Source organism: Hymenobacter cyanobacteriorum, assembly GCF_022631375.1.
Taxonomy (GTDB): domain Bacteria; phylum Bacteroidota; class Bacteroidia; order Cytophagales; family Hymenobacteraceae; genus Hymenobacter; species Hymenobacter cyanobacteriorum.
Map to the genome: position 1 here is coordinate 96707 of NZ_JALBGC010000007.1, position 12947 is coordinate 109653.

Here is a 12947-nt window from a genome sequence, read left to right on the forward strand (position 1 = left end):
TGCGCGATGCCATTTCCCGATTCATCAGCCCCTGATTTGCACATTTAGCAATTCAACAATCCACCAGTCCACCCATTCAAATCCCTGCTCTTGTACGATTTTTCGGCCTTTGCTCACCCCGCCACCTGGATAAGTCTGCTGACCCTCACGTTCATGGAAATCGTGCTGGGCATCGACAACATCATTTTCATCTCCATCGTCGTGAACCGGCTGCCCAAGGAGCAGCAGGCGCGCGGCCGCACCATTGGCCTGCTGCTGGCGCTGCTGTTCCGCATCGGGCTGCTGCTGAGCATTTCCTGGATTGTGGGGCTGCGCACGGCGCTGTTCAACCTGCCGTTTCCGTGGCTGGCGCAGCCGTTTGGCGTCACCGGGCGCGACCTAATTCTGCTGGCCGGCGGCCTGTTTCTGATGTACAAGAGCACCACCGAGATTCACACCAAGCTGCAGGGCGAGGAAGAGGAAGAAAGCCTGGGCGGCAAAGGCGTTTCGATGATGAGCATCATCCTGCAAATCGTGGTGATTGACATCGTGTTCAGCTTCGATTCCATCCTCACCGCCGTGGGCCTCGTGGATAACGTGCTGGTGATGATTGCAGCCGTGATTTGCGCCATGGGCATTATGCTGAGCTTCAGCGGCGTGGTGGCCAATTTTGTGAACAACAACCCCACCATCAAGATGCTGGCGCTGTCGTTCCTCATCATGATTGGCTTCATGCTGGTGATGGAGGCTGCACATAAGGAAGTCGAAAAAGGCTACCTCTACTTTGCTATGGCCTTCTCGCTGATTGTGGAGCTGCTGAACCTGCGCCTGCGCAAGAAATCGAAGAGCAAGCCTGTGCAGCTACGCGACTCGCAGTACGACTAAGGTTCGTTGTTAAAGAATAGACCGTCATGCTGAGCTTGCCGAAGCATCTCTACCGCAACACTAACATTAATTAGTTGCGCGATAGAGATGCTTCGGCAAGCTCAGCATGACGTTCTAAGGAGGACTGCTTAAGCCACTAGGGCTACTACCGCCCCAGCCTGGTCCAGCACGCGACGTAAGGCCATTTCCAGCAGGCGGCGGTTCAGTTCAGCGCGCTGCTGACGGTAGAAGGCGTACTCGTTGGCGGTGAAAACGCCTGTTATCAGGCCCACCACGGTATAGCGCAGTTTGGTGTTGCGGCCCAGAAGTTCGGTTAGCTGGTGGTGCTGGTCGGTGGGGCGCAGGGTGATGTGGTGGTCGCGCACGAAGTCGGCCACCACGGCCAGCAGCAGGTCGTTTTGCAGCTTGAGCACCGGGCGTAGCGTGGTGTGCAGGAAGGCCCCGACGGTGCCGTCCGCATCAGTAATTTCGGCGGCGATGACGGGGCGCAGAGCGAGTAGAGCCACATCGGGCCGAGGAAATACAGAAACGGGCATGGCGGGCGAAAGCAGGGAAACCGGCGCGCCTGCCAATGGTTGCGCGTCGGCTACACCACGCCCAGCTTCACCAGCGCATCCCAGAGCACCACGCCGGCGGCTACGCCCACATTGAGCGAGTGCTTGGTGCCGAACTGCGGGATTTCCACGGCCACGTCGCACAGCGCCAGCACGGCGTCTTCGACACCGAACACCTCGTTGCCCATCACCAGGGCCAGCGGCCGGCCCGGCTCGGGCCGAAACTGCGGCAGCAGCACGCTACCGGTGGTTTGCTCCACGGCGGCCACCTGGTAGCCGGCGGCTTTGAGGGCGGTCACGGCGGCCACAGTTTCGGCGGCATATTCCCAGGCCATCGATTCCTCGCTGCCCAGCGCGGTTTTGGTGATTTCGCGGTGCGGCGGGCGCGGCGTGTAGCCGCAGAGGTAGATTTTTTCGAGCGCAAACGCGTCGGCGGTGCGGAATATCGCCCCCACGTTGTGCATGCTGCGCACGTTGTCGAGCACCAAAACCACGGGGCTTTTGGGCGTACTTTTGAAGTCATCGACCGAGGCCCGGTTCAGCTCGGCCATTGTGAGTTTTCGCATGGAAATAGCGCGAACTTTGCGGTTCGCTTTGTCGGTTTAAAATAGGGTGGCCGGCGGGTTTGATGCGTTTCGTCAAGCCGCCTCCGCTGCTGCGGAAGCTGCCGCCTTTTCCTTGTTCACATCAAAAAGCCGCGCCCTGCAAAGGTCGCGCGCCGTTGCCTTGCCTGCACCCAAAAAAGAATTCGTTATCAAATCCGTCGGCCCCGACCACTTCACCGTGCCCATCCCGGCCGTGAGTGAAACGCCGCTGATGAAGCAGTACTACCAGCTCAAGCAGCAGCATCCGGGCGCGGTGCTGCTGTTTCGGGTGGGCGATTTTTACGAGACGTTCGGCGAAGATGCCGTCACGGCCAGCCGCATTCTCGACATCACCCTTACCAAGCGCGGCGCAGGCAGCAGCAGCGAAGTGGCGCTGGCCGGCTTCCCGCACCATTCGCTCGACAACTACCTGCCTAAGCTGGTGCGCGCCGGACAGCGCGTGGCCATCTGCGACCAGCTCGAAAACCCCAAGGAGGCCAAGGGCCTCGTCAAGCGTGGCATCACCGAACTGGTGACGCCCGGCGTGAGCATGCACGACAACGTGCTCGAACGCCGCTCGAATAACTACCTCGCCGCCATTCATTTCGGTAAAACGGAGGCTGGTATTTCCTTCCTCGATATCAGCACCGGCGAATTCCTGGCCGCGCAGGGCACGCTCGATTACCTGGGCAAGCTGATGCAGAATTTCAGCCCCGCCGAAGTGCTGTTTTGCAAGAAAAGCCGGGGCGAGTTCGAACTGCACTTCGGCCCCGACTACTGCACCTACGCGCTGGACGACTGGGTTTTCGGGGCCGACTACGCCCACGATACCCTCACGCGCCACTTCCGCACCACCTCGCTCAAAGGCTTCGGCGTCGATAACCTGAAGGAAGGAGTCATTGCGGCCGGCTGCATCCTGCACTACCTCGCCGAAACCAAGCACACCGACATCCAGCACATCGCCAGCCTCGGCCGCCTGGAGGAGGACAAGTACGTGTGGCTCGACCGCTTCACGGTGCGCAACCTGGAACTGGTGCAGGCCCAGCACCCCGGCGGCGTGCCCCTCATCGACGTGCTCGACCAGACCCTGACGCCCATGGGCGCCCGCCTGCTGCGCAAGTGGATAGTGCTGCCCCTGAAGGAGGTAAGCCAGATTCAGCGCCGCCTCGATACCGTGGCTGCGCTGGTGGCTGATGAGGAATTGCTCGGCGACCTCACCCAGCATTTGCGTCAGATAAACGACCTGGAGCGCCTGATTTCCAAAGTCGCCGTGCGCCGCGTGAACCCGCGCGAGCTACTCCAACTCGCCCGCGCCCTCGAAGCCGTCGCGCCCATGCGCGAGCGGCTGGCCGCCTCCGGCGTGCGCGCTCTCGTGAAACTGGCCGAGCAGCTCAACCCCTGTGCCAACCTGCGCCAGGAAATCTTCGCCAAAATCAAGCCCGACGCGCCTATCCTCACCAACCAGGGCGGCGTGCTGAATTCGGGCGTTGATGCCGAGCTGGATGAGCTGCGGGCGCTGGCTTTTTCGGGTAAAGACTTTCTGTTGCAGCTGCAGATGCGCGAGCAGCGCAACACCGGCATCTCGTCACTAAAAGTGGCTTATAACAAAGTGTTTGGCTACTACCTCGAAGTCACCAACGCCCACAAAGACAAGGTGCCCGCCGAGTGGATTCGCAAGCAAACGCTGGTGAACGCCGAGCGCTACGTAACCGAGGAACTGAAAACCTACGAGGAGAAAATCCTCAATGCGGAGGAAAAGCTCTTCGTGATTGAGCAGCGCATCTACAACGACCTTGTGCTGGCCGCGCTCGATTTCGTGCCTCAGATTCAGCAAAACGCCCGCGCCATTGGCGTGATGGACTGCTTGGCCAGCTTCGCCCTCACGGCCCGGCAGCAGCGCTACGTGCAGCCCGTGGTGAACGACGGGACGTTGCTCGATATCAAAGCCGGCCGCCATCCCGTCATCGAGCGCCAACTGCCGCCCGGCGAAAGCTACATCCCCAACGACATCTGCCTCGACCAGGACGACCAGCAGATTGTGGTGATAACCGGCCCCAACATGGCCGGCAAATCGGCCCTGCTGCGCCAGACGGCCCTTATCGTGCTGCTGGCTCAAATCGGTTCCTTCGTACCCGCCGATGCCGCTACCGTGGGCATTATCGACAAGATTTTCACCCGCGTGGGTGCCTCCGACAACCTGAGCAAGGGCGAAAGTACCTTCATGGTGGAGATGACCGAAACCGCCTCCATTCTGAATAACCTCTCGGACCGCAGCCTCGTGCTGATGGACGAAATCGGGCGCGGCACCAGCACCTACGACGGCATCAGCATCGCCTGGGCCATTGTGGAGCACTTGCACAACAACCCCAAAGCCCGGGCCAAAACCCTCTTCGCCACCCACTACCACGAGCTCAACCAGCTGGCCGACGACTGCCCCCGCGTGCGCAACTACAACGTGGCCGTGAAGGAAGCCGACGGCCGCATCCTGTTCCTGCGCAAGCTGCAGCCCGGCGGCTCCGAGCACAGCTTCGGCATCCACGTGGCGCGGCTGGCCGGCATGCCCACCAGCGTAGTGCTGCGGGCCAATGAAATTATGCACCACCTCGAAGTAGAGCGCACCAGCGCCGGGGTGGAGGATGGTGTAGCGACGGAATTTGATGATGTGCTGGCCGGCATCGAGCCGAATGGCAACGGCAGCCGCGCCGGGATTGCCGTACCGCCGCCCCGTGAGCCGGCCCAGCCCAAGCCCCGCGCCACCGCGGCCGTGGCCACCGCGCCGCGCGCCCAGCTCAGCATCTTCGAGCCATCCGACCCAGCGTTGGAACGCATCCGCGAGCTGCTGCAGAACCTCGATGTGAACACGCTTACGCCTATTGAAGCGCTGATGAAGCTGAACGAGTTGAAGCTGACGTTAGGGAAAGGTTAAATTTTTCGGGCTGAAAATGAAGCAGAAAGGCCTCTGGGATGAAAATTTCCACACCTGGCACTTGCATCCCCAAAAAATCGCCCTACCTTTGTCGCACCATTCAGCACAACGAAATTTGTTCTGAACCTCCTGCGAGAGTAGCTCAGTTGGTAGAGCGCGACCTTGCCAAGGTCGAGGTCGCGAGTTCGAACCTCGTCTCCCGCTCCAAGAATTAAAAAGGCTGTCTTCGGACAGCCTTTTTTGTTTGTTTTTATCCTGCTTACGTGGCTGCTACCCGCAAATGCCTGAGCACCGACGACGAGTTCCGGCTGGCTGTGGCCGAAAGCTTGTCGGTGCGGCAGGTACTGGGCCGTATCGGGCTGGTGCCGGCCGGCGGCAACTACAAAACGGTACACGTCCGCATTGCCAGGCTGGGGTTGGATACCAGCCACTTTACGGGGGCAGCCTGGAATCAGGGGGAGCGGTACCGCATGCTCGGCCCGGCTTTTTCCTGGGAAAATGTGTTGGTTGAGAATTCAACCTATACATCAACCTACCGGCTGCGTAACAGATTGATTGAACACGGACTGAAAGAAGCCAAGTGCGAGAGCTGTGGCTTACTTGAGTGGCGGCAGGAGCCTATTCCATTAGAGCTTCACCATGTCAATGGCATCAACAATGACCACCGACTTGCTAACTTGCAGTTGCTTTGCCCCAATTGCCATGCGCTAACCGATAGTTATCGAGGCAGGAATCAAAGCAGGAAAAAGGCGTAACTGCCTATGCCAGAGTGGTGGAACGGTATACACGAAGGTCTTAAACACCTTTGCCTTCACGGGCTTACGGGTTCAAATCCCGTCTCTGGTACACAGAAAAAGTCCTGCCCGCGCGTGGCAGGACTTTTTTTATTGCTTCGGAAGCGTGCCGGCTCGGTGCCGATTGATGGTTACTTTTGGTGCTGGCTCCTCTTTCTCACCGCCTGGTTTTTATCTGGTGAAGCTCTTTCTGTTCGTTTGCGGGTTGCTGTTGAGCGTACTGCCTTTGCGGGCCGTGGCGGACGCGGGCACGGCCGACAGCCTGCTAATGGAGCTTAACCAGGCCATTGCTCATAAAAAGGAGTACGACGGGCAGCGCCTGAACCGCATTGCGGTGCTCACGGCGGATTTTGCGTCGTCAGAGGTCAACGATAACACGAAGTTTGACCTGGGGCTGCGGATTTACGACGAGTATAAAGCGTTTAAGTACGATTCGGCGTTTGCTTACTGCCAGAAGATTACGCGGCTGGCGGCGCAGCTGCGCAACCCCGAAAAGATTGAAGTGGCCAAGCTGAAGCTGGCGTTTGTGCTGCTTTCGTCGGGCTTGTTCAAGGAGACGTTTGAAACGTTGGAGCGCATCGACCCGCGCCAATTGACGACGGCCGATAAGCAGATTTTTTATTTCCTGCGGGCTCGCGCCTACAGCGACCTCGGCGACTTTAACCAGGACCAGACGTACCGACCGGCTTACTACGCCAAAGCGCTGGCCTACGCCGATACGGCGCTGCAGTTTGCCCGGCCCGGTTCCTACGAGGATTTGTCGGTACGGGAGTTTCGGGCGCAGAAGACCAACAACCTGGCGGCTGGCGCGGCCGTGTACGAGCAGATTCTGCGGCTGCCGCGCCTCACGCTGCACCAGCTGGCCGTGAGTGCCAGCACCACGGCCTACGTGTACGAGCTGGCCGGGCAGCCCGAAAAGGCGTTTGAACTGCTGCTGGTGTCGGCCATTGCCGACGTGAAGACGGCCACCAAGGAAACCACGGCCATCTTCAAGCTCTCGGACTACTGCTACCGGCAGGGCGATTTGAAAAATGCCTACACTTTCATTAAAGAAGCGCGCGAGGATGCGACCTTTTATAAGGCCCGGCAGCGGCAGATTGAAATCAGCCACGTGTCGTCCATCATCGAAGGGCAGAAAATCAACATCATTGAGAACCAGCGCAAGTCGCTGAAAACCTACGCCATCATCATGACGCTGCTGGCAGGCGTGGTGATTGGCTTTGCGGTGGTGAGCGTACGGCAACTGCGCCGCCTGCGCAAAGCCGACCAACTGATTTTTGCCACCAACCGTGAGCTGCTGGCCCGCAACGGCGAGCTGCACCAGCTGAACAACGGCCTGAACGAAGCCAACAAGATTAAGGAAGAGTATATCGGCTACTACTTCCACAACAACTCGCAGTACATCGACAAGCTGGAGACGCTGAAGAAGCGGGTGGAGGCGCTACTGGCCAGCAAGCAGTACGCCGGCGTGCAAAAGCTGGTGGATGGTGTGAACATCAAGACCGAGCGGAACGAGCTATTGAAGGGTTTCGACACGGTGTTCCTACGGCTCTTTCCGAACTTCATCGCGCAGTTCAACGAGCTGTTTCGGCCGGAAGACCGGGTGGCGCTGCCCGACGACCAGCTGCTGACCACGGAGCTGCGCATCTTCGCGCTCATCCGGCTGGGCATTGCCGACAGCGAACAAATCAGCCGGATGCTGGGCTACTCCATAAATACAATTTACACATACAAGACGCGGGTGAAGAACCGCTCGCTGCTGCCCAACGAGGAGTTCGAGGCGCGGGTGCAGGCCATTCAGGCGGTGTAAAAGATGCTGGGGTGAGTAGTAGCTCACCCGCTGAGCAGGGGCCATCAACAAGGAGGTAGATGGGGGCTGAAAGAGCCGCGGGCAACCGAAGAAACGGCTAGCGTGAAGCGGTATTTTCAGGGGCTTCGGCCCCTTTTTTTGTGGAAATCAGGCTTCGTTTGGCCTATATCAGGCTCATATTTTCAGGATTGAATTAGGGGGTAACTGATTATAAACCAAGTGTGTTTTGGTTGATAGGGTTAATATTTTTCATACTTCGGTTTGACAAATTTACCTGGGGGAGGAGCGGGGATAGTTTTGCTCAACTCCCCACCCCAAACGATTGCTGCAAGACGCCAAAAAGGGCTGCTGAAAGCGGACGGTAGGATGGGAGGAAAAGAGGCTGAATGGGGCGTAGCAACGCGCTGCCCGACGGCCCTCACTTTTTTGTCACCAGCCCTAATCCCACCCATGCGGCACTTGTTACCACCCCTTTTTACGCCCCGCTTGCTCCGAAAATCCCTGCTGACTTCGGCACTGGGAATGGCGGCCATCGGCGCGACCTGGGCCCACCCGGCAAACCGGTTGGCCGGAACTTCAGAAGCAATAGCACTGGCCGGCGGCACCGTTTCGGGCCGCGTGGTAGATGCCCGGGGCGAAGGCATTCCCGGCGTCACGGTGATTGTGGAAGGCACCACGCTCGGCGCTTCAACCAACGCCGACGGTACCTACACGATTGGCAACGTGCCGGCGGGCTCCTACACGCTGGTGTATTCCTTCGTTGGCCTGAACTCGGCCCGTGTGCCGGTGACGGTAACCGAAGGGCAGACTACCCAACTGAGCACTACGCGCCTGAGCGACAACACCACGGCACTAAGCGAAGCCGTGGTGGTAGGCTACGGCACCGCCCGCCGCCAGGACGTGACCGGCGCGGTAACGACCGTGACGACCAAGGATTTCGTGCAGGGCCAGGTAACGTCGCCCGAGCAATTGGTGCAGGGCAAGGTAGCCGGTGTGCAGATAACGACCGGCGGCGGCGCCCCGGGCGAGGTGAGCACGATTCGGATTCGCGGGGGCTCGTCGCTGAATGCCAGCAACGACCCGCTTATCGTGATTGACGGCGTGCCGGTGGACAACCAGGGCATCAGCGGCGCGGGCAATGCGCTGGCGCTGGTGAATCCGCAGGACATTGAGACGTTTACGGTGCTGAAAGATGCGTCGGCGACGGCCATTTATGGCTCGCGGGCGGCCAATGGCGTTATCCTCATCACCACCAAAAAAGGGCTGGAAGGTGAGAAAATGCGCGTGAACGTGAGCTCGCAGGTATCGCGGGCCACGAACTACGGCAAGGTGGACGTTCTGAGCGCTGATGCCTACCGCACGCTGCTGAACAACGCGGTAGCGCAGGGCACCATTCCATCCAGCAACACAGCTTTTCTGGGCACGGCCAATACTGACTGGCAGGACGCCATCTACAAAACGGCCTGGACGACGGACAACACCGTGAGCCTGACCGGCAGCGTGAAGCACATGCCTTATCGCGTGTCGGTGGGCTACCTCGACCAGGATGGGACGCTGCGCACGGGCAACCTGAAACGGAATTCGGCTTCGGTGGGCTTGTCGCCGCGGCTGTTTGACAACCACTTGCGCATTGACGTGAATGCCAAGGGCAGCTGGGCCGACTACCGCTTTGCCGACCAGGGCGCGATTGGGGCGGCCATTCGCTACAACCCCACGCAGCCGATTTACAACAACGGCCCCACGGGCTTCAACGGCTACCAGGAGTGGCGCGATGGTGCGATTCCGAACCCGCTGACCGACCGCAACCCGGTGGCGCTGCTGAACGACAAGCGCGACCGCAGCACGGTGCTGCGCAGCATCGGCAACGTGCAGTTCGACTACAAGCTGCACTTTTTGCCCGACCTGCACGCCAACCTGAACCTGGGCTACGACATTTCGCGCAGTGCCGGCACGGTGGCTATCGCGGCGGCTTCGCCCATTGCCTATTCCACGCAGGGCCTGAACAACAACTACCGCCAGGAGAAAAACAACAAGCTGCTGGAGGCTTACCTCAACTATACCAAGCAGTTGGGCCTGCACCGCGTGGAGGCGCTGGCCGGCTACTCGTACCAGGACTTCTACACGTACTCGCCCTTCCGTTTTAGCTACAAGGCTGATGGCTCGCGCATTAACCCGCTGGAGCCGGCGCAGTTTCCGTTCAAGACGCAGTACACGCTGCTCTCGTACTACGGCCGCGTCAACTACAATTACGACGACCGGTACCTAGTGACGGGCACGCTGCGGGCCGATGGCTCGTCGCACTTCAGCCCCGAGAACCGCTGGGGCTATTTCCCGGCGGCTTCGGTGGCCTGGCGCATTAACAAAGAGGCGTTTATGGCCGACGCGGCGGTTGTTTCGGACCTGAAGCTGCGCCTAAGCTACGGCAGCACCGGCCAGCAAGACATTACCAGCGTGGCCGGCGACTACCCTTATCTGGCCAAATACAGCCTGAGCTCGCCCACGGTGAGCCAGATTATTGGCCGCGACACCATTCGCACGCTGAAACCGGCCGCTTACGACCGCAACCTGAAATGGGAGCAGACGGACACGTATGACGCGGGCATCGACTTCGGCTTCTTTAACAACCGCTTCACCGGCTCGGTAGACGTGTATTTGCGCAAAACCCGCGACCTGCTGGCTGTGATTCCGGTGCCGGCCGGCAGCAACTTGTCCAACACGCTGCTCACCAACATTGGCAACCTCGAAAACCGGGGCGTGGAGCTGGCCCTGAACTACAACGTGCTGCAAGGCCAGCGCCTGAATTGGTCGGTGAACTTCAACGCGACGGTGAACCGGGGCAAAATCACCAAGCTCACCCAGGTGGAAGACCCCAACTACCTGGGCACGCCCACGGGCAATGTGGGCAACTTCCAGTTTGTGCAGGTGAATGCGGTGGGCTACGCGCCGAATACCTTCTTCCTGTACCAGCAGAAGTACGAGGGCGGCAAGCCGCTGCAAGGGCCCACGGCCAGCGCCAGCGTGGCCCAGTACGTGGACCAGAACGGCGACGGCCTCATCAACGAGCGCGACAAGGTATATGGCAAGAACCCCGCGCCGAAAGCCATTCTGGGCTTTAGCTCGAACATGAGCTACGGCAAAGCCAGCCTGGCCTTCACGGTGCGCTCCAACATTGGCGGCTATGTGTACAACAACGTGACGGCGGGCCAGAACAACTACTACTTCCTGAACACGACGCTGGGCTACGCCGGCAACGTGGTGCCCGCCATCTACAACACGGGCTTCAAAAGCGGACAGCCTTTCAGCGACATCAACCTGGAGGACGGCACGTTTGTGCGCCTGCAAAACGTGACGCTGGGCTACGATTTCGGCAGCCTGCTGAAGGAAGGCACCACCCTGCGCCTGACGCTGGCCGGCCAGAACCTGCTGCTGCTCAGTAAATACTCGGGCCTCGACCCCGAGCGCGCCACGGGCATCGACAGCAACTTTTACCCGCTGCCGCGCACCGTCACGGCCGGCCTCAATATTGGCTTTTAGTCCAGTTGTCAGTTGCTCGTTGTCAGTTGCTAGTCAGCTGATTTAACACAACGAGCAGCCCGCATACGACTAACAACTAGCAACAAACAACTGACAACTAACTCCCATGAAATCCCACCCCTTCCTGCGTCGCGGCGGCCTCGCTTTGGCCCTCACCGTTGGCCTGCTCACGGCCTGCAACAAAGACCTCGACCGCACGCCGTTTTACGATTTGAACACCGATTCGGTGTACCGCGACCCGTCCAACTACATCAAGGTGCTGGCCAAGTGCTACGCCGGCTTCAACCTCTCGGGCAACTCAGGCTCGCCCGATGTGTTTGCCGGCCAGGGCAAGGACGAAGGCGAAACCTCCTACATGCGCGCCTACTGGTACCTGCAGGACCTGGTGACCGACGAGGCCGCCGTGGCCTGGAACAGCGGCCCGTTGCAGGAGCTGAATACCACGAACTGGACTTCGAGCAACGACCTGATAAACAACAGCTACACCCGTATTTTCTACGAAGTGGCGCTGTGCAACGAATTCATTCGGGAAACCACCGACGACAAGCTCAGCAGCCGCGGCATCACGGGCACCAACGCCGATGATGCGCGCCTCGACCGCGCGGAGGCGCGCTTTCTGCGGGCGCTGGCTTACTACCACGCGCTCGATTTGTACGGCAACGTACCCTTCGTGACCGAGGCCGACGCGCCCAGCAAAGCCCTGCCCAAGCAAACCACCCGCGCCGCGCTGTTCGGCTACATCGAGAGCGAGCTGAAAGCCATTGAGCCGCTGCTGAAGCCCGCCCACACCAGCCCCTACGGCCGCGCCGACCAGGGTGCCGCCTGGGCCCTGCTGGCCAAGCTCTACCTGAATGCTGAGGTGTACCTGGGCACTGGCCAGGGCCGCTACACCGATTGCCTCACCTACTGCAATAAGATTCTGGCCACGCCGAGCTACGCGCTGGCCCCCGAGTACCGGCTGCTGTTTCTGGCCGACAACAACAAGACGGCGGCTTCGGAAATCATCTTCCCGATTACCAGCGACGGCGTGGCCTCGCAGGTGTACGGCGGCACCACCTACCTGGTGCACGCGGCGGTGGGCGGCAGCATGTTGGCCAGCGGCTTTGGCGTGAACAGCGGCTGGGCCGGCAACCGCGCCCGCAAAAACCTGCCCCTGCTATTCCCGACGCCCGCCAGCGGCTTCGATACGCGCGCCATGTTCTTCACCAACGGCCAGAACCTGGAAATCAACGACCTGACCTTATTCACCGACGGCTACGGCGTGACGAAGTGGCGCAACCGCACCTCGACCGGCGGCAACGGCAACGACCCGCAGCTCATTTTCGTCGATACCGACTTCCCGCTTTTCCGCCTCGGCGACGTGTACCTGATGTATGCCGAAGCCGTGCTGCGCGGCGGCACGGGCGGCACCGAAACCAAAGCTCAGGATTACGTGAACCTGCTGCGCGACCGTGCCTACAACAACTCCGCTGGCGGCACCGACGGCCACGTGAGCCTTGCCGAGCTAAAAGCCGCCGACTTCATTCTGGAAGAGCGAGGCCGCGAGCTGTACTGGGAAGCCGCGCGCCGCACCGACCTCGTGCGCTTCGGCAAGTTCACGGGCAGCACCTACCTGTGGCCGTGGAAGGGCGGGGTGAAAGCCGGCCAGAACGTGCCCACCTACCGCAACCTTTACCCGCTGCCCTCCACCGACCTCGTGGCCAACCCCACGCTGAAGCAGAACCCGGGCTACTAAGGGATTAGTTGCTCGTTGCTCGTTGTCAGCTGTTCGGCATAATTGAATGCTAACAACTGACAACGAGCAACCAACAACCAGCCAAAATACGGTTTGGGACTTGGTGCCTGGTACTCGCCCAATGGTGGGAAACCGGGTGGGAACTC

The 12947-nt window shown here is 60.1% G+C and carries 8 protein-coding genes and 2 tRNA genes; 8 read left to right on the forward strand and 2 right to left on the reverse strand.

The window, feature by feature from the left end; translation table 11 throughout:
* The first annotated feature begins 90 nt into the window (after positions 1 to 90).
* Complete coding sequence (locus MON38_RS21420) at positions 91 to 864, forward strand: TerC family protein (protein WP_241938205.1); 774 nt, start codon at positions 91 to 93, stop codon at positions 862 to 864.
* A 128-nt stretch (positions 865 to 992) separates the two neighbouring features.
* Here MON38_RS21420 and MON38_RS21425 read toward each other — a convergent pair whose 3' ends face one another.
* A complete protein-coding gene (locus MON38_RS21425) occupies positions 993 to 1370 on the reverse strand; it encodes a hypothetical protein (protein WP_241938206.1) in 378 nt (125 codons plus the stop codon).
* Positions 1371 to 1450: 80 nt separating this feature from the next.
* A complete protein-coding gene (locus tag MON38_RS21430; RefSeq protein WP_241938207.1) occupies positions 1451 to 1984 on the reverse strand; it encodes an RNA methyltransferase in 534 nt (177 codons plus the stop codon).
* Positions 1985 to 2234: 250 nt separating this feature from the next.
* Between MON38_RS21430 and mutS the strand changes: the two genes are divergently transcribed.
* The 7 genes from mutS (at position 2235) to MON38_RS21465 (ending at position 12801) form a co-directional block, all read left to right on the forward strand.
* A complete protein-coding gene (gene mutS, locus MON38_RS21435; RefSeq protein WP_241938341.1) occupies positions 2235 to 4928 on the forward strand; it encodes a DNA mismatch repair protein MutS in 2694 nt (897 codons plus the stop codon).
* Positions 4929 to 5059: 131 nt separating this feature from the next.
* A tRNA-Gly gene (locus MON38_RS21440) sits at positions 5060 to 5135 on the forward strand.
* A gap of 56 nt (positions 5136 to 5191) precedes the next feature.
* Positions 5192 to 5683, forward strand: coding sequence for an HNH endonuclease signature motif containing protein (locus MON38_RS21445; protein ID WP_241938208.1), 492 nt, complete (start codon positions 5192 to 5194; stop codon positions 5681 to 5683).
* An 8-nt stretch (positions 5684 to 5691) separates the two neighbouring features.
* Positions 5692 to 5774 (forward strand) — tRNA-Leu (locus tag MON38_RS21450).
* A 159-nt stretch (positions 5775 to 5933) separates the two neighbouring features.
* Positions 5934 to 7532 (forward strand): DUF6377 domain-containing protein, encoded by a 1599-nt coding sequence (locus tag MON38_RS21455; RefSeq protein ID WP_241938209.1) that lies wholly within the window; start codon positions 5934 to 5936, stop codon positions 7530 to 7532.
* 486 nt (positions 7533 to 8018) lie between these two features.
* Entirely contained in the window at positions 8019 to 11066 is a 3048-nt protein-coding gene (locus MON38_RS21460; protein WP_241938210.1) for a SusC/RagA family TonB-linked outer membrane protein, read from the forward strand.
* 106 nt (positions 11067 to 11172) lie between these two features.
* Positions 11173 to 12801, forward strand: a complete 1629-nt coding sequence (locus tag MON38_RS21465; RefSeq protein ID WP_241938211.1) for a RagB/SusD family nutrient uptake outer membrane protein — start codon at positions 11173 to 11175, stop codon at positions 12799 to 12801.
* Positions 12802 to 12947 lie beyond the last annotated feature (146 nt).